The sequence below is a fragment of the Pandoraea norimbergensis genome, from assembly GCF_001465545.3.
GTDB classification, from domain to species: Bacteria; Pseudomonadota; Gammaproteobacteria; order Burkholderiales; family Burkholderiaceae; genus Pandoraea; species Pandoraea norimbergensis.
Map to the genome: position 1 here is coordinate 4,868,685 of NZ_CP013480.3, position 17,785 is coordinate 4,886,469.

At 63.0% G+C, this 17,785-nt stretch carries 17 protein-coding genes; 12 read left to right on the plus strand and 5 right to left on the minus strand.

All coding sequences use genetic code 11. The annotated features are described in order from the left end of the window. Window positions 1-3: 3 nt before the first annotated feature. The 11 genes from AT302_RS21230 (at window position 4) to AT302_RS21280 (ending at window position 10,618) form a co-directional block, all read left to right on the plus strand. Window positions 4-708: a nicotinate-nucleotide adenylyltransferase gene (locus tag AT302_RS21230; protein ID WP_058375720.1), complete on the plus strand. Its 705-nt coding sequence runs from the start codon at window positions 4-6 to the stop codon at window positions 706-708. Between the two features lie 63 nt (window positions 709-771). Beyond that, a complete protein-coding gene (gene rsfS / locus AT302_RS21235) occupies window positions 772-1,224 on the plus strand; it encodes a ribosome silencing factor (RefSeq protein WP_058375721.1) in 453 nt (150 codons plus the stop codon). Between the two features lie 20 nt (window positions 1,225-1,244). Continuing rightward, on the plus strand, window positions 1,245-1,715 hold the full coding sequence (gene rlmH, locus AT302_RS21240; RefSeq protein ID WP_058375722.1) for a 23S rRNA (pseudouridine(1915)-N(3))-methyltransferase RlmH: 471 nt from the start codon (window positions 1,245-1,247) through the stop codon (window positions 1,713-1,715). 278 nt (window positions 1,716-1,993) lie between these two features. After that, window positions 1,994-3,325 (plus strand): sn-glycerol-3-phosphate ABC transporter substrate-binding protein UgpB, encoded by a 1,332-nt coding sequence (ugpB, locus tag AT302_RS21245; RefSeq protein WP_058375723.1) that lies wholly within the window; start codon window positions 1,994-1,996, stop codon window positions 3,323-3,325. Between the two features lie 138 nt (window positions 3,326-3,463). Further along, on the plus strand, window positions 3,464-4,360 hold the full coding sequence (ugpA, locus tag AT302_RS21250; RefSeq protein ID WP_058375724.1) for a sn-glycerol-3-phosphate ABC transporter permease UgpA: 897 nt from the start codon (window positions 3,464-3,466) through the stop codon (window positions 4,358-4,360). Then, a complete protein-coding gene (gene ugpE, locus AT302_RS21255; protein WP_058375725.1) occupies window positions 4,357-5,202 on the plus strand; it encodes a sn-glycerol-3-phosphate ABC transporter permease UgpE in 846 nt (281 codons plus the stop codon). The genes ugpA and ugpE overlap by 4 nt, the downstream gene beginning before the upstream one ends. 2 nt (window positions 5,203-5,204) lie before the next feature. Beyond that, on the plus strand, window positions 5,205-6,302 hold the full coding sequence (locus AT302_RS21260) for a sn-glycerol-3-phosphate import ATP-binding protein UgpC (RefSeq protein ID WP_058375726.1): 1,098 nt from the start codon (window positions 5,205-5,207) through the stop codon (window positions 6,300-6,302). Further along, window positions 6,299-7,078 carry a glycerophosphodiester phosphodiesterase gene (ugpQ, locus tag AT302_RS21265; RefSeq protein ID WP_058375727.1) on the plus strand — a complete coding sequence of 260 codons (780 nt, stop codon included), beginning with the start codon at window positions 6,299-6,301 and terminating at the stop codon, window positions 7,076-7,078. The genes AT302_RS21260 and ugpQ overlap by 4 nt, the downstream gene beginning before the upstream one ends. A 164-nt stretch (window positions 7,079-7,242) precedes the next feature. Then, entirely contained in the window at window positions 7,243-7,842 is a 600-nt protein-coding gene (locus tag AT302_RS21270) for a Maf family protein (protein ID WP_058375728.1), read from the plus strand. A gap of 42 nt (window positions 7,843-7,884) precedes the next feature. Then, window positions 7,885-9,354 carry a ribonuclease G gene (gene rng, locus AT302_RS21275; protein ID WP_058375729.1) on the plus strand — a complete coding sequence of 490 codons (1,470 nt, stop codon included), beginning with the start codon at window positions 7,885-7,887 and terminating at the stop codon, window positions 9,352-9,354. A gap of 25 nt (window positions 9,355-9,379) precedes the next feature. Next, window positions 9,380-10,618: a cation diffusion facilitator family transporter gene (locus tag AT302_RS21280; protein WP_058375730.1), complete on the plus strand. Its 1,239-nt coding sequence runs from the start codon at window positions 9,380-9,382 to the stop codon at window positions 10,616-10,618. A gap of 80 nt (window positions 10,619-10,698) precedes the next feature. Here the strand turns inward: AT302_RS21280 and rfbC are convergent, their stop codons facing one another. From rfbC to msbA, 5 genes are all read right to left on the minus strand, one after another. After that, window positions 10,699-11,247 (minus strand): dTDP-4-dehydrorhamnose 3,5-epimerase, encoded by a 549-nt coding sequence (gene rfbC / locus AT302_RS21285; RefSeq protein ID WP_058375731.1) that lies wholly within the window; start codon window positions 11,245-11,247, stop codon window positions 10,699-10,701. 68 nt (window positions 11,248-11,315) lie between these two features. Next, window positions 11,316-12,203 carry a glucose-1-phosphate thymidylyltransferase RfbA gene (rfbA, locus tag AT302_RS21290; RefSeq protein WP_058375732.1) on the minus strand — a complete coding sequence of 296 codons (888 nt, stop codon included), beginning with the start codon at window positions 12,201-12,203 and terminating at the stop codon, window positions 11,316-11,318. Between the two features lie 13 nt (window positions 12,204-12,216). Then, window positions 12,217-13,275 carry a dTDP-glucose 4,6-dehydratase gene (rfbB, locus tag AT302_RS21295; protein ID WP_058375733.1) on the minus strand — a complete coding sequence of 353 codons (1,059 nt, stop codon included), beginning with the start codon at window positions 13,273-13,275 and terminating at the stop codon, window positions 12,217-12,219. 27 nt (window positions 13,276-13,302) lie between these two features. Continuing rightward, on the minus strand, window positions 13,303-13,887 hold the full coding sequence (locus AT302_RS21300) for a peroxidase-related enzyme (RefSeq protein ID WP_058375734.1): 585 nt from the start codon (window positions 13,885-13,887) through the stop codon (window positions 13,303-13,305). An 89-nt stretch (window positions 13,888-13,976) separates the two neighbouring features. Continuing rightward, complete coding sequence (gene msbA / locus AT302_RS21305; protein ID WP_058375735.1) at window positions 13,977-15,725, minus strand: lipid A export permease/ATP-binding protein MsbA; 1,749 nt, start codon at window positions 15,723-15,725, stop codon at window positions 13,977-13,979. Between the two features lie 163 nt (window positions 15,726-15,888). Between msbA and recQ the strand changes: the two genes are divergently transcribed. Further along, the gene (gene recQ / locus AT302_RS21310; RefSeq protein ID WP_058375736.1) at window positions 15,889-17,694 is read left to right on the plus strand and encodes a DNA helicase RecQ; all 1,806 of its coding nucleotides are present in this window, start codon (window positions 15,889-15,891) and stop codon (window positions 17,692-17,694) included. Window positions 17,695-17,785: the final 91 nt, after the last annotated feature.

The following is a 17,785-nucleotide window of genomic DNA, read 5'->3' on the forward strand; positions in this document are numbered from 1 at the left end:
CGCATGACCGTCACCTCTCCCGCCGCCCGTGGCCCCAAGCGCATCGGCGTGCTCGGCGGCACGTTCGACCCGATTCACACCGGCCATCTGGCATTGGGCGCACTCTTTGCCCGCACGCTCGCACTCGACGAGCTGTTGCTGATGCCTGCCGGCCAACAGCCGCAAAAACAGGGCAGCACGCCCGCCGTGCACCGCTTGGCGATGACCCGGCTCGCCGCCGAATTGCTGGCGGAAGAGTTGCAACGCACGCATCCGGCCACGCAACTGATCGTGAGCACCCGCGAAATCGAGCGTGCCGGCCCCAGCTATACGATCGACACGCTGCGCGAGTTGCGCGCCGATTACGGGCCGCAGGCGTCGCTGTCGTTGCTGATCGGCTCGGACCAACTGGTGCGTCTGGACACGTGGCACGCCTGGCGCGAACTGTTCGATTACGCCCACGTGTGTGCGGCGGCCCGACCGGGTTTCAGCCGCGAAACGGCGTCCCTGCCACTGCGTGAAGTCTTCGCAGAAAGGGAAAAGTCCGCGCTCGGGGTACAATCCACGCCATGCGGCGGCATCCTGATCGACGACTCACTGGCCGTCGACATCTCCGCCACCGAGTTGCGCGCCGCACTGGCGCACGCGACAGACGCAGCCTCACGGCCTGCGAATCTGCCCGAACCCGTGTGGGAGTACATCCGCGCGCAACACCTGTATCGCGCCTGACAAGCCCTAGCGGCCCGCCGTCTCGCGCCCCTGTTTGCCTCTGCTTCACCAAGACAACGCACTATGGATATTCGTAAACTTCAGCGCCTTATCGTCGACGCCCTCGAAGACGTCAAGGCCCAGGACATCAAGGTGTACAACACCGAGCACCTCACCGCCCTGTTTGAGCGCGTGATCATCGCCAGCGGTACGTCCAACCGCCAGACCAAGGCCCTCGCCGCCAGCGTGCGCGACAAGGTCAAGGCTGCCGGCGGCGACGTCATCAGCATGGAAGGCGAAGACGTGGGCGAATGGGTGCTGGTCGATACCGGCGACGCCATCGTGCACATCATGCAACCCGCCCTGCGCCAGTACTACAACCTGGAAGAAATCTGGGGCGAGAAGCCGGTGCGCCTGAAGGCTGCGGGCACCAAGGCCGGCGTCAAGGCCAGCGCCGAAGATGACGGCGACGCGGAAGACGACGGCGACGACACCGCCGAAGCCAAGGCGCCGGCACGCCGCAAGGCCGCCAAGTAAGACCCGCCGGTTTCGCTGTCATGCGTCTGTACATTCTCGCGGTCGGGCACAAGATGCCCGGCTGGATCGAGACCGCCTTTGCCGAGTACGCGAAGCGCATGCCCCCCGAGCTGCGCATCGAGCTCAAGGAAATCAAGCCGGAGCAACGCTCCAACTCCCGCACCGCTGAGACCGTGATGGCCGCCGAAGCCCAGCGCATCGACGCGGCCCTGCCGCGCGGCTGCCGCCTCATCTGTCTGGACGAGCGCGGCACGGACCTCACCACGATGCGCCTCGCCCAGTCGCTCACCGGCTGGCAACAGGACGGCCGCGACGTGGCCTTCGTGATCGGTGGCGCCGACGGGCTCGATCCGGGCCTCAAGGCCCGTGCCGATACGCTCATCCGCTTGTCCAGCCTCACCATGCCGCACGGCATGGTGCGGGTGCTGCTCGCCGAACAGCTCTACCGCGCGTGGAGCATCAACGCGAATCATCCGTACCATCGGGTCTAGACGCCGGACAAATAAGTCAGAAATAAGTCACAACCGCTTGTGCAGTGCAACGGCGCGTTGTGTTTGTCTGCGGTCTTGGGCCCGGGCCGTGCCCCACGCCTACTGGCATAGCGCACCGGTGAATTCCAAAATTCTGTCAATCCCGTGCGAGACGCCGCCATACAACAAACGGTGCTGCACTGCGGGTGGAAAAAACACGACGGCGTGGTAGTCTACGCGGCGCTATACCGTTCGCACCGCGAACAGACAAGACTTCTCGTGAACCACCGGAGATTGGCATGAAGCAACCTTCCCTGCGCACGCTCGCCCTGGCCGGCGTCGGTGCGGCCCTGGCGCTCGGCATGAGCACGTCGGCCCTGGCCGCCACTGAGATCCAGTTCTGGCACTCGATGGAATCGGCGCTCGGCGAGCGCGTGAACCAGATCGCCAACGATTTCAACGCCTCGCAAAGCGATTACAAGATCGTTCCGATCTACAAGGGCAACTACGAGCAGGGCCTGGCCGCAGGCATCGCTGCTTTCCGTGCCGGCAACGCCCCCGCAATTCTGCAGGTGTACGAAGTGGGTACGGCCACGATGATGCAGGCCACGAAGGCTGTGAAGCCGGTCTGGCAAGTCATGAAGGACGCCGGCGAGCCGTTCGACGAATCGGCTTTCGTGCCGACGGTCGCGAGCTACTACGCCGACAGCAAGACCAATCACCTCGTGTCGATGCCGTTCAACAGCTCGACCCCGGTGCTGTACTACAACAAGGACGCCTTCAAGAAGGCCGGCCTCGATCCGAACACCGCGCCCAAGACCTGGGCCGACGTGAAGGCCGACGCCACCAAGCTCAAGGCCGCTGGACTCTCGTGCGGTTTCACGATGGGCTGGCAGAGCTGGACGCAGCTCGAGAACTACAGCGCATGGCAGGCCCTGCCGTTCGCCACGAAGAACAACGGCTTCGACGGTCTTGATGCCAAGCTGGTCTTCAACGGTCCGCAGCAAACCAAGCACATCCAGTTCTTGGCCGACATGGCCAAGGAAGGCACGTTCACGTATGTGGGCCGCAAGGATGAAGTGACCTCGAAGTTCTACAGCGGCGACTGCGGTATCGCGATGACCACCTCGGGTGCCCTCGCCAACATCGCCAAGTACGCCAAGTTCAGCTACGGCGTGGGCATGATGCCGTACGACGCGGACGTGAAGGGTGCCCCGCAGAACGCCATCATCGGTGGCGCCAGCCTGTGGGTGCTCGCCGGTAAGTCGTCGGCCGAGTACAAGGGCGTGGCCAAGTTCCTGAACTACCTCACCTCGCCGGCCGTGGCCGCGAAGTGGCACCAGGACACGGGCTACCTGCCGGTCACCAAGGCCGCCTACGAACTGACCGAGAAGCAAGGCTTCTACGCGAAGAACCCGGGTGCCGACATGGCCATCAAGCAGATGCTCAACAAGCCGCCTCTGCCGTTCACCCGTGGTCTGCGTCTGGGCAACATGCCGCAGATCCGTACGGTGATCGACGAAGAACTCGAAGGCGTGTGGAGCGGCAAGCAAACGCCGAAGGCCGCGCTGGATAAGGCGGTGGCCCGTGGCGACGACCTGCTGCGCCGCTTCGAAAAGTCGGGAAGCTAAGCGCTACCCCGCACACGGCACTGACAGCGATGCGCGTGCATTTCGTGCATCGGCCAATATGACCGTGACGTTACAATGACGCCACCCGGCCCGCCCACGCGGGCCGGGTTGGCGTTTTTTTCATTGGTTCAAATCGTTATGGCGCACAACTCAAGAGAACGCCCTCGCTTCGGTACCGGCTGGCTGCCGTACGCGCTCGTCGCTCCGCAGCTATTCATTACCGTCGTGTTCTTTCTGTGGCCCGCGGGCGAGGCCCTGTGGCAATCGACATCGACGCAGGACGCATTCGGGCTCTCCAGCCAGTTCGTCGGCTTCGACAACTTCACCTCGCTCTGGCGCGACCCGCTCTATCTCGCCTCGTTTCGCACTACGATGATTTTCAGCGGACTGGTGACGGTCTGCGGGCTGGTGATCTCGCTGCTGCTCGCCGCCATGGCCGATCGCGTCACGCGCGGCAAGCGCGTGTACCAGACGCTGCTCATCTGGCCGTACGCGGTCGCCCCGGCGATTGCGGCGGTGTTGTGGGCGTTTCTGTTCAACCCGAGTATCGGCCTCGTGACCTACGGGCTCGGCAAACTCGGCGTGGAATGGAACCACGCGCTGAACGGCGGTCAGGCGATGTTCCTGGTCGTGCTCGCGTCGATCTGGAAACAGATCAGCTACAACTTCCTGTTCTTCTACGCCGGTTTGCAGGCGATTCCGCGCTCGCTGGTCGAAGCGGCGGCTATCGACGGTGCCGGTCCGGTGCGGCGTTTCTTCGGGCTAGTGCTGCCGCTGATCTCGCCGACCACATTCTTCCTGCTCGTGGTGAACCTCGTGTACTCGTTCTTCGACACCTTCCCGGTGATCGATGCCGCCACCGGCGGCGGCCCCGGCCAGTCGACCATGACGCTCATCTACAAGATCTACTCGGAAGGCTTCAAGGGGCTCGACCTCGGTAGCTCGGCTGCCCAGTCGGTGGTGCTGATGGCAATCGTCATCGTGCTCACGGTCGTGCAGTTCCGCTTCATCGAACGCAAGGTGCAATACGCATGATCGAGAACCGTCGCGGCCTGGACATCTTCTGCCACGTCATGCTGGTGATTGGCGTGCTGCTGGTGGTCTTTCCGCTCTACGTGGCGTTTGTCGCCGCCACGATGAACGAGCGCGAAATTTTCAACGTGCCTCTGTCGCTCATCCCGAGCACGCACCTGCTGGATAATCTCAGCACGGTGTGGGGCCGGGGCACGGGCGACTCGGCGATGCCGTTCGGCCTGATGCTCGGCAACAGCCTGCTGATGGCACTGGTCATCACGATCGGCAAGATCTCGGTGTCGATTCTGTCGGCCTTCGCCATCGTGTATTTCCGCTTCCCGTTGCGCAATCTGTTCTTCTGGCTGATCTTCGTCACGCTGATGCTGCCGGTGGAAGTGCGTATTTTCCCGACGGTGCAGGTGATCTCGAGCCTCGGGCTCATCAACAGTTACGTCGGTCTGACCGTGCCGCTCATCGCGTCGGCCACGGCCACGTTCCTGTTCCGGCAGTTCTTCATGACGCTGCCCGATGAACTCGTGGAAGCAGCACGCATCGATGGCGCCGGCCCGATGCGTTTCTTCGTGGACGTGGTGCTGCCGCTCTCGAAGACGAACATCGCGGCGCTCTTCGTCATCACCTTCATCTATGGCTGGAATCAGTACCTGTGGCCGATTCTGGTGACCAACGCGCCGTCGATGACAACGGCCGTGGTGGGCATCAAGAGCATGATCGGCAGCGGGGATACCGCCACGCAATGGCAGCTCGTGATGAGCGCCACGCTACTCGCGATGCTCCCGCCGCTCGCTGTGGTGCTGCTCATGCAGCGTTGGTTCGTGCGCGGTCTGGTCGATTCGGAAAAGTAATCATGGCAAATCTCAAACTCCATAGCGTCAAGAAAACCTACGACCAGACGAACTACATCCTGCATGGTGTCGACATCGACATCCAGGACGGCGAATTCGTGGTCATCGTCGGCCCGTCGGGCTGCGGCAAGTCGACGCTGCTGCGCATGGTGGCCGGTCTCGAATCGGTCAGCGAAGGCAGCATCCTGATTGGCTCCCAAGTGGTGAACAAGCTGGAGCCGAAAGATCGCAACATTGCGATGGTGTTCCAGAACTACGCGCTGTATCCGCACATGGATGTGCGTCAGAACATGTCGTACGGCCTGAAGATTCGCGGCATCGACAAGAAGACCATCGACGAGCGCGTCATGGCGGCAGCGAAGATTCTCGAACTCGAACCGCTGCTCGCACGCCGTCCGCGCGAACTCTCGGGCGGTCAGCGCCAGCGCGTGGCGATGGGCCGCGCCATCGTGCGCGAGCCGGCTGTGTTCTTGTTCGACGAGCCGCTCTCGAATCTGGACGCGAAGCTGCGCGTGCAGATGCGTCTGGAAATTCAGCGCCTGCATCGCCGCCTGAAGACGACCAGCCTGTACGTCACGCACGATCAGGTCGAAGCCATGACGCTCGCGGATCGCGTGATCGTGATGAACAAGGGCTACGCGGAGCAGATCGGTACCCCCTCGGATGTGTACGAGCGCCCGGCGTCGTTGTTTGTCGCCAGCTTCATGGGCTCGCCCGCGATGAACCTGCTCAAGGGCCGTGTCGATACGGAAGGCCGCTCGTTCCAAGTGGATGGCGGTGGCCCGTCGCTGCGCCTGCCGCCCACGAGCATGGCGCACGCCAATCGCGAACTGGTGCTGGGCGTGCGTCCGGAGCATCTGGTGCCGGCGGAACAACCGAACGGCATCGGTGCATTCGCGGCGCAAACGAATGTCATGGTCGATCAGCTCGAACTGCTGGGTGCCGATAATCTGGCGCACGGCCGCTGGGGCGATCAGCACATCACCGTGCGTTTGCCGCACGAGCTGCGTCCGGCGGCAGGCACGGTGGTGCCGCTGGCCATCTCGGCAAAGGCACTCCACCTGTTCGATCCGTCCACCGGCAAGCGAGTCGAAGCATGAGCGAAAGCGCAACGCCTTCTCATTTGTGGCGCGCGTGGCCATACCCGCGCATCGTGTCTCATCGGGGGGGCGGCAAACTGGCCCCCGAGAACACGTTGGCGGCGTTCGAGACCGGCGCTTCACTCGGCCTGCAAATGGTCGAGTTCGACGCCAAACTCTCGGCGGATAACGTCGTCTTCCTGCTGCACGACGATACGGTCGATCGCACCAGCAACGGCCACGGTGCCGCCGCGCAGATGACCTACGACGAGATCGCGAAGCTCGACGCCGGGGCTTGGTTCGACGAGCGCTTTGCCGGACAGGTGATGCCCACGCTGGCGCAGGTCGCCGAGCGCTGTCAGGCACTCGGTCTCGCCGCGAACGTCGAGATCAAGCCTTGCCCGGGGCGGGAAGTCGAGACGGGCACGCTCGTGGCGCTGGCCGTGCAGGCGCTGTGGCCCGCCCATGGGCTGCCGCCGCTGCTCTCATCGTTCTCTTACGAAGCCCTTGAAGCCGCCGCCAAGGCCGCCCCCGAGTTGCCTCGTGGGATGCTCTACGAAGCCGTGCCGGCCCACTGGCGCGATGACGCGAAGGCGCTTGCCACCGTGTCGCTGCACGCCAGCCATAAGCACCTCGACGGCCCGCAGGTCGCCGAGATCAAGGCGGCCGGGCTGCAAATGCTGGTCTATACGGTCAACGATCCGGCCCGTGCCCGGGAGCTGGCCGCTTGGGGCGTGGACGCCATCTGCACCGATCGTATCGACCTGATCGGCGCTGATTTTCTCGCCGACGCCTGAGGATAGGCGGTTGGGGGGAGGCGTTATCTCTCCCCCTGAAACTGGCGGGCGGGGGCGCAAGGCGGCATAATAGGGCGTTCCCTTCGCCCAGCCTACCAAGCGGCCCGGTGCAGCCCGAAATCCCTTTCGAGCGCCGGGCTGGACGATTTCAAGCCAAGCCGCCCATGCCGTATATCTATCTCGCTTCGCAAAGTCCCCGCCGTCAGGATCTGCTGCACCAACTCGGTGTGCGTTTCGAACTGCTGCTCCCCTCCGCCGACGAAGACGCCGAAGCGCTCGAAGCCGTCCTGCCCGGTGAACCGCCCGACAATTACGTCCAGCGCGTGACCCGCGCGAAAGCCGAAGCTGCCATTGCCCGGCTCGCCCGCGCCGGTCTGCCCGATGCCCCCATCCTCGCCGCCGATACCACCGTTTGTCTGGACGGCACGATTCTCGGCAAGCCGTTCGACGACGCCGATGCCCGCGCGGTGCTCTCGCGTCTGTCCGGTACACGCCACCGCGTGCTCACCGCCGTGGCGGTGTGTACGGGGGATCAGATTCGTCAGGCGGTGAATATCTCGCATGTCTGGTTCCGGCCGCTGCGCACGGAAGAAATCGAACGTTATGTCGCGTCGGGCGAAGCCATGGGCAAAGCCGGCGCTTACGGTATTCAAGGCAAGGCCGCCGAATTCGTCATGCGAATCGACGGCAGCTATTCCGGCATCATGGGCCTGCCGCTCTGCGAAACCGCTGCGCTGCTGCGACAAGCGGGCGTCGACTTCTGACGCGTACCGAATTCCCAAGAATTTGAGTCTGGTCGACACTTTATGAACGAAGACATTCTGGTCAACATCACGCCGCAAGAGACGCGCGTAGCGCTCATGCAAATCGGCGCGGTGCAGGAGTTGCACATCGAGCGCACGCTCTCGCGTGGCCTCGTGGGCAATATCTATCTGGGCAAAGTCGTACGGGTACTGCCCGGCATGCAATCGGCATTCATCGATATCGGTCTGGAGCGCGCCGCGTTCCTGCACGTGGCCGATATCTGGCATCCCCGCACGAGCAACGATACGTCGGTGCCTCACCCGCAACCGCCCATCGAGAAGACGGTGTTCGAGGGCCAGACGCTGATGGTTCAGGTCATCAAAGACCCGATCGGCACGAAAGGCGCGCGACTGTCGACGCAGGTGAGCATCGCCGGGCGCACGCTGGTGTATCTGCCGCAAGAGCCGCATATCGGCATCTCGCAGCGTATCGAGAGCGAGGCGGAGCGCGAAGCGCTGCGCAGCAAGATTCAAGCGCTGGTGCCTGCCGACGAGAAGGGCGGCTTCATCGTGCGCACGATCGCGGAAGACGCCGCCGATGCCGAGTTGGCCAACGACATCGCCTATCTGCGCAAGTCGTGGCAGACCATCGGCGAACAGAGCACCCGTGTGCCGGCGCCCTCGCTGCTGTATCAGGATCTGAATCTGGCGCAGCGCGTGCTGCGCGACTTCGTGCATGAGGAAACCGGCAAGATTCTGGTGGACTCGCGCGAAACGTTCCAGAAACTGGCCGACTTTGCCGCCATTTACACGCCCGCCGTGCTGAGCAAGCTCACGCACTACACGGGCGAGCGGCCGCTGTTCGACCTGTACAACGTGGAGACGGAAATCGAGCGCGCGCTTTCGCGGCGCGTGGATCTGAAGTCGGGCGGGTATCTGATGATCGATCAGACCGAAGCGATGACGACGATCGACGTGAACACCGGCGGCTATGTCGGTGCGCGCAACTTCGACGACACGATCTTCAAGACGAATCTGGAAGCGGCGCTGATGATCGCGCGCCAGTTGCGCCTGCGCAATCTGGGCGGCATCATCATCATCGACTTCATCGACATGGAAAGCGCCGACCATCGCGACTCCGTGCTCGCCGAACTGAAGAAGGCACTGTCGCGCGATCGCACGCGCATTACGGTGAACGGCTTCTCGCAACTCGGGCTGGTGGAGATGACGCGCAAGCGCACGCGCGAATCGCTGGCTCACGTGCTGTGTGAGCCGTGCGCGATTTGTCAGGGCAAGGGGCAGGTGAAGACGCCGCGCACGCTGTGCTACGACATCCTGCGCGAAATTCTGCGTGAGTCGCGCCAGTTCAACCCGCGTGAATTCCGTCTGATCGCGTCACAAGAAGTGGTGGACCTGTTCCTCGAAGAGGAATCGCAACACCTCGCCATGCTCATCGACTTCATCGGCAAGCCGATTTCGTTGCAGGTGGAATCGTCGTTCCACCAAGATCAGTACGACATCATCCTGATGTAATCACCCTCGCGCGCGTCGCTCTCTCATGCCCTACTCCAACTACGACAATCTGGCGGCATCCAGCGAGGCGCTCGACAAGCACGCGGTCGCGCGACATTCGACCTGGGTCAGTATCTGGGTCAATGTCGTGCTCACCACGGCGCAGATCGTGATCGGCATCTTCGCCCGCTCACAAGCATTGATCGCCGACGGTATCCACTCGTTCTCGGACATCGTCTCCGATTTCGTGGTGCTGGCCGCTGCACGCGGCAGCGCCCGGGCACCGGACGCCGATCACCCCTACGGCCACAGCCGCTACGAGAACGCCGCATCGTTGTTTCTCGGCGCCATTTTGCTGGTGGTCGGCGCGGGCATGCTGTGGCGCGGTGTCGAACGCTTGCTTCATCCGGAAGAAATTCCGGAAGTCCACGCCATTGCGCTCGCGGTGGCCGTGCTCGTGCTGGTCTGCAAGGAAGGCCTTTTTCGCTACATGCTTCGCGCGGCACAGCGTGTGCGCTCGGCAATGCTCGTCGCCAATGCGTGGCACGCGCGCTCCGACGCGCTGTCGTCGCTGGTGGTGGCCTGCGGCATTCTGGGTAATCTGGCCGGCTACCGCCTGCTCGATCCGCTCGCGGCAGCACTCGTCGGCCTGATGATCGGCCGCACCGGCTGGAAATTTGGCTGGAACGCGTTGCAAGACCTGATCGACCGGGGCGTGGACGACGCCACGATGGTCGACATCCGGCAGCATTTGCTGAATACGCCGGGGGTGCGCGCCATCGACATGCTGCGCACGCGTCGCATGGGCGACGAGATCGTGGTCGACGTGCACGTTCTCGTCGATGCGCGGCTGTCGGTGTCGGAAGGTCACTACATCGCGGAACAGGCGCGGGCCGCGGTGATGAACGTGCCGCAAATTCTCGATGTGCTCGTGCACGTCGATCCCGAGAGCGATACGAAAGGCACCGCCTTGCAGCAATGGCCGGCACGCGCGGCAATCGTCGCCGCCGCCGAAGTGCTTTGCCGGGCGAACGCGTTGGCGCTGCACGACGTGAAGCTGCATTACATCAACAACGGGCTCGAAGCCGACGTGATCGTGGAGGGACTGCATGAACCGGCAACGTCCGCAGAGCACGCGGTGCAGGGCGACGCTTGCGGCGAATATGCCTCGCAAACCGTCGCCGACGCGCTCGCGGCGCGCTTCGGGCTGCGGCACGTGAGAGTGCTGCGTGTCACGGGCGAAACCATCACCGTGTCGTCGACAGCGTCGGCCGAATCTGCGTAACGTCTGTCGGCAAAGGTATCGAAAACAAAAAACGGCGCTTCATCAGCGCCGTTTTCCATGCAATCACCAACACCACCAGCTTAGTCTTCGTGCTTGTAGTCGGCGAACAGCATGCCTTGCTTGTCCTTGTCCGATACGAGCGGCGTGATGCCGTCGAGGGGCCAGGGAATCGCCAGCGACGGATCGTCCCAACGAATGCAGCGCTCGAACTGCGGCGCCCAGTAGTCGGTCGTCTTGTACAGCACTTCAGCGTTCTCCGATGTCACGACAAAGCCGTGCGCAAAGCCCGCCGGAATCCACAACTGCTTCTTGTTCTCAGCGCTCAACACCTCGGCAACCCACTTGCCGAAGGTCGGTGAACCCTCGCGAATATCGACGGCCACATCGTAGATTTCGCCCTGCAACACGCGCACGAGCTTGCCCTGCGGTTGCTTGACCTGATAATGCAAGCCGCGCAGGACACCGCGCGCCGAGCGCGACTGGTTGTCCTGCACGAACGAGAACGTGCCGCCCAGCGACTCATTGAAGTTGCGCTGGTTGAAGCTCTCGAAGAAATGGCCGCGCGAGTCGCCGAACACCTTGGGTTCGATGACACACACAGCCGGAATGGCGGTCGGGGTGACTTTCATAACAGTTACCGGTAAATATCAGGAGACGGCAGCGAACGGGCGCTCGGCCCATTCGACACGCTGGCAAATCAGAACACGCGCTCGCGCAACATCGCCAGCAGGTACTGGCCGTAGCCATTCTTCGCCAACGGTTGCGCCAGCGCTTCAATCGCGGCGGCATCGATCCAGCCACGACGGTAGGCAATCTCCTCCGGGCAGGCCACCTTCAGGCCCTGACGGCTTTCGATCGTCTGAATGAATGTGCTCGCTTCCAGCATCGACTCATGCGTGCCAGTGTCGAGCCACGCGTAACCGCGTCCCATGATCTGCACATTCAGCTTGCCGCGCCGCAAATACTCGTTGTTGACGTCGGTAATTTCCAGTTCGCCGCGCAGCGACGGCTTGATCGAGCGGGCGATTTCGATGACATCGTTATCGCAGAAATACAGGCCCGTCACGGCGTAGCGTGACTTCGGCTCTTTCGGCTTCTCGACGAGTTCGATGGCCTTGCCCGCATCATCGAACGTCACCACGCCGTAACGCTCGGGGTCGTGCACCGGATAGGCGAACACGGACGCCCCTTCGGTTTGTGCATTCGCGGCCGACAACAGGCCCGCGAAGTCATGCCCGTAGAACAGGTTGTCACCCAGCACCAGCGCGCACGGATCGTTGCCGATGAAGTCTGCGCCGATCAGGAAGGCCTGCGCGAGGCCATCCGGCGAGGGCTGCACAGCGTACTGAAGATTCAGGCCCCACTGGCTGCCGTCGCCGAGCAGTTGCTCGAAACGTGGCGTGTCCTGTGGGGTCGAGATGATCAGGATGTCGCGAATGCCCGCCAGCATCAGCGTGCTGAGCGGGTAGTAGATCATCGGCTTGTCGTACACCGGCAGCAACTGCTTCGAGACGGCCAGCGTGGCCGGATACAGTCGTGTGCCGGAGCCGCCGGCGAGAATGATGCCCTTGCGTTTGATGCTCATGCGCGCCTCGGTCTTATTTCTGATAATGCGTTTCGATCCAGCGCTGATACTCACCCGATTGCACCTGGCGCACCCATTCCCCATTGGCGAGGTACCACTGCACTGTCTTGCGCATGCCGGTCTCGAAGGTTTCGGCCGGACGCCAGCCCAGTTCACGCTCAAGCTTGCGAGCATCGATGGCGTAACGCCGGTCGTGGCCCGGGCGGTCGGTCACGAACGTGATCTGTTCGCCATACGACTTGCCATCGGCGCGCGGTGACAGCTCATCGAGCAACGTGCACAGGTGCTTCACTACCGACAGGTTGTTCTGTTCGTTCCAGCCACCCACGTTGTAGACCTCACCCAATGCGCCCTTGGCAAGCACTTCGCGAATCGCCGAGCAATGATCGCCGACGTACAGCCAGTCGCGCACATTGCTGCCGTCGCCGTAAATCGGCAGCGGCTTGCCCGCAAGCGCGTTGGCGATGACCAGCGGAATCAGCTTCTCGGGGAATTGGTACGGACCATAGTTGTTCGAGCAGTTCGTCGTGAGTACCGGCAGGCCGTAGGTGTGGTGATACGCACGCACCAGATGGTCGGACCCGGCTTTCGACGCCGAGTATGGGCTGTTGGGCGCGTACGGCGTGGTTTCGGTGAACGCGGGATCGGTCGGGCTCAGCGAGCCGTAGACTTCGTCGGTCGACACATGCAGGAAACGGAACGCGTCGCGTGCGTCGTCTTCGAGCGTGCCCCAGTAGGCGCGCGCGGCTTCGAGCATCGTGAACGTACCGACGATGTTGGTTTGCACGAACTCACCCGGGCCATGAATCGAGCGGTCGACGTGGCTTTCCGCCGCGAAATGCAGCACGGCGCGCGGACGATGTTCGACGTAGAGCCGGTCAAGCGCAGCACGATCGCAGATGTCGATCTGTGCGAAACGATGACGTGCATCGTGTTCGAGACTCGCCAGATTGGCCAGATTGCCGGCGTAGGTGAGTTTGTCGAGGGTCACCACCGGCTCGTCGTTTTGCGCCAACCAGTCTAGAACGAAATTTGCACCGATAAATCCGGCGCCGCCGGTCACGAAGATCATGAGTATCGAGAGTTGAGAGAAGTAGATTTAGCGGGTGCGCGGCACGCGCCCCATCAAGAAGAATTCGTCGTTCGGCCGCATGGACACCGCGTTCGCAATGCGATTGGACATGCCGAAAAACGCCGTGATCGCCGCAATATCCCAGATGTCCTCGTCGTCGAGGCCGTGGTCGCGCAGCTCGGCGTAATCCTGATCGCCCACTTCGTGAGCGCGTTCGCAGACCTTCATCGCGTACGTCAGGATGGCCTTCTGACGTGCGCTCAGGTCGGCTTTCAGATAGTTGACAGCCACCTGATCGGCCAGCAACGGCTGCTTTTCATAAATGCGCACCAGCGCGCCATGCGCCACCACGCAATACAGACATTGGTTGGCGGCACTCGTGACCACCACGATCATTTCGCGCTCGCCCTTGCTGAGGTTGCCCTCTTTGAGCATGAGCGCATCGTGATACGCGAAAAACGCGCGAAACTCGTCGGGACGGTGCGCCAGCGCCAAAAACACGTTCGGAATGAAGCCCGCCTTTTCCTGCACTTCGTCGATACGCGCCCGAATGTCCGCCGGCAGACTCGCCAGGTCGGGCACAGGAAAACGACTGATCGGCGGCTGGCTCATCGCAATCTCCTCGAAACGTGTTGTCTGGGCGCAGACGCCGGGTCGATTCCGCGCTGATTCCGCATTGAATCAAGCCCGGGGCGCCTGAATTAAGCCTCTTCCTGCGCGTATTGAATGCGGTGCAAATGCGCGTAGAGGCCATTATGCGCCAGCAGCGCCTGGTGAGAGCCCTGCTCCACAATGCGGCCGTGCTCCAGCACGACGATACGGTCGGCGCGCTCGATGGTCGACAGGCGGTGAGCGATCACCAGCGTCGTACGGCCTTCCATCAACACTTCGAGCGCTGCCTGCACATGACGCTCCGACTCCGAGTCGAGGGCAGACGTGGCCTCATCGAGAATCAGGATCGGCGCATCCTTGTAGATCGCGCGCGCAATGGCCAGACGTTGACGCTGACCGCCCGACAGACGCATGCCGTTGTCGCCCACGAGGGTCTCCACGCCGTCCGGCATGGCAGCGACAGCGTCGATCAGATTGGCCGCCCGCAGCGCCGCTTCGACACGCGGGGTATCGATTTCCTGTCCATAAGCAACGTTCGCGGCAATGGTGTCGTTGAAAAGCACCACGTCTTGACTCACAAATGCGATCTGACGGCGCAGATCGGCCAGCCGCAGGTCGCTGAGGGGAATATCGTCGAGCAGAATGCGCCCGCCGGTCGGATCGAAGAACCGCGGCACCAGATTGACCATCGTGGTCTTGCCGCTACCCGACGGCCCCACCAGCGCTACCATTTCTCCCGGAGCGACATCGAGCGAAATACGATCGAGCGTCGGGCGATCGGTCGCGCCGTAGTGGAAGCTCACCTGATCGAACGTCACGCGGCCCTTGGCGCGCTCGAGCGTGCGCTCACCGCCGCTGGGCTCGATTTCAACGTCCATCACCTCGAAGATGAGTTCGGCGGCCGTCATGCCGCGTTGCAGCGGCTGGTTCACGTCCATCAGATGCTTGAGCGGCGAGACCACAAGCAGCAGCGCCGTGACGAATGCCGTGAAGCCGCCGACAGTCATCTCGCCCGACGACGATTCGATCATCGCCACGGTAATCACGATGGCCAGCGCCAGCGATGCCAGCGCCTGAGTCACTGGCTGGGCGAGGCCACCGGAAACCGTCACGCGCATGGCATAGCCCCGCAACGTGCTCGTCATCTTGTCGAAACGCGACTTTTCGTACGCTTCGCCGTTATGAATCTTCACGACCTTGTAGCCGCCGACCGCCTCTTCAACCACGTACGACAGCTTGTTGGTCAGGGTTTGCTGCTCGCGGTTCAGGCGGCGCAGACGGCGGTTGATCTTGCCGACCAGCCAGCCGATCAGCGGCAAAATGACCGCCACGACGAGCGTGAGACGCCAGTTCAGATAAAACAGGTAGCCGAGCAGGCCGATCACGGTGAGCGAATCACGCACGAGCGTGATCAGCACGGTGGTCAGCACACCGAGCACCTGATTGACTTCGTAGACGATGGCGTTGATCAGCGTGCTGGTGGTCTCACGCTGAAAGTAGGCTGCCGGCGCATGCAGCAGACGCTCGAACATGCGCACGCGCAGGTCGAGCAGCACGCGGTTGGACACCCACGAAAGCATGTAATTGGCGGCGTACTGCGCCAGACCACGGATGACGGCCAGGCCGATCACGGCGGTCGGCACGTACCAGAGCTTCCACGGATCGCCGCCCGAGAAGCCCTTGTCGAGCACCGGCTTGAGCACGGCCGGAATGGCCGCCTCGGTCGCCGCGACCATGGCCATGGCAAGCACGGCCAGCAAGCCCATGTGCCAGTAAGGCTGGAGATAGCCCAGCAGACGTCGCAGGATCGGTCCGGAAGGCGGGTGCGGTGCGCTCATGTATTGGGGGAACGGCGGAAAAACCGCTATTCTAACGTACCGGCCTGCCCCGCCGGGACTCGTCTGCCCCGGCATCGGACGCTTCCGGAAAATTCATCGGAAAGCCGCTCATTCCGGCCCTTGCGAGCGCCTGCCCGGGATCGGAACCGGTATACTCCCGCCCATGGCAAGCGCACTCGAAGTTCTCCGTACCGTATTCGGCTATAACGCATTCCGTGGCGATCAGGCCGCGATCGTCGACCATGTGGCCGGCGGTGGCGATGCGCTCGTGCTCATGCCCACCGGCGGCGGCAAGTCGCTGTGCTACCAGATTCCCGCGTTGCTGCGCCCGGGCCTCGGCATCGTCGTCTCCCCGCTCATCGCGCTCATGCAGGATCAGGTTGACGCGCTGCTGCAAGCGGGTGTGCGCGCGGCCTATCTCAATTCCAGCCTTAGCTTCGACGAGGCCATCGACACCGAGCGGCGTGCCGCGCGCGGCGAACTCGATCTGCTCTACGTCGCGCCGGAACGGCTGCTGACCGATCGTTTTCTCGATCTGCTCGACCGGCTCGACGAGCGCGGGCAACTGGCGCTCTTCGCCATCGACGAAGCGCACTGCGTGTCGCAGTGGGGGCATGATTTCCGGCCGGAATACATTCAGCTCTCGGCGCTGCACGAACGCTATCCGAGCGTGCCGCGTATTGCGCTCACGGCCACGGCCGACGCGGCGACGCGCGAGGAAATCCAGACCCGGCTGGGACTCACCGAAGCGCATCTGTTCGTGTCGAGCTTTGACCGGCCGAATATCCGCTACGAAATTGTCGACCGCGACAACCCGCGCAAGCAGTTGCTGACGTTTCTGGGACGACATCGCGGCGAGGCCGGGATTGTCTACTGCCTGTCGCGTAAGAAAGTGGAAGAAACCGCCGCCTGGCTGGAGACGCAAGGTATTCCGGCCCTGCCCTATCACGCGGGTCTCGACGCGGATGTGCGCCGCACCCATCAGCAGCGGTTTCTACGAGAAGAAGGGCTGGTGATGTCGGCGACGGTCGCCTTCGGCATGGGGATCGACAAGCCGGACGTGCGCTTTGTCGCTCATCTGGACTTGCCCAAGAGTCTCGAAGCCTACTATCAGGAAACCGGCCGCGCGGGCCGTGACGGCGAACCGGCTGAGGCGTGGATGGCCTACGGGCTGAACGACGTGGTGGTGCACCGCAGCCGTATCGACGAATCCAACGCGCCGGACCTGCAAAAGCGCATCGAGCGTCAGAAGCTCGACGCCCTGCTCGGCTATTGCGAAGCCCCGCGCTGCCGCCGGACCGTGCTGTTGTCGTACTTCGGCGAGAGCAGTGAGCCGTGCGGCAACTGCGACGTGTGCCTGAACCCACCCGAAGTCTTCGATGGCACGATTGCGGCCCAAAAGGCGCTGTCGGCCATTTTGCGCACCGGTCAGCGCTTTGGCGCCGGCCATCTGGTCGATCTGCTGCGCGGACGCAGCACCGACAAGATGCGCCAGTTCGGTCACGAGAGCCTGCCGACGTTCGGCGTCGGCGGTGAACTGGACGATCAGGGCTGGCGTGCGGTGTTCCGTCAGTTGATCGCCCACGGCCTGATCGAGCCGGACAGCAGCCAATACGGCGCGTTGATTCTGAACGCGTCTGCACGCCCGGTGCTCAAGGGCGAAACTACGCTGTCGCTGCGGCGTCAGCGCGCGGTCGCCAGCAAGAAGAGTCGCTTTGCCGGCTACGCGTCGCCGGCCATCGAGCTGGATCCGGCCGATCAGCAGTTGTTCGACAAGCTGCGCGCTTGGCGACAGGACATGGCAAAAACGCAGGCGGTACCCGCGTACGTTATTCTTCACGACCGGACGTTGCGAGAACTGGCGCAGCGCCGCCCGCGTCACCGCGACGGACTGGTGGACATCACCGGTCTGGGCGAAGCCAAGATCGAGCGCTATGGTGAAGCGCTGGTCGAGTTGCTGAACGCCTGAGCGTCAGGTTTATGGTGCCGAGTGCATTGCTCGGCGCGAGGCTGTGCCTGCACCCGAGTTGCCTGAAAAGTCCGAACCCGTCCATTCCTGC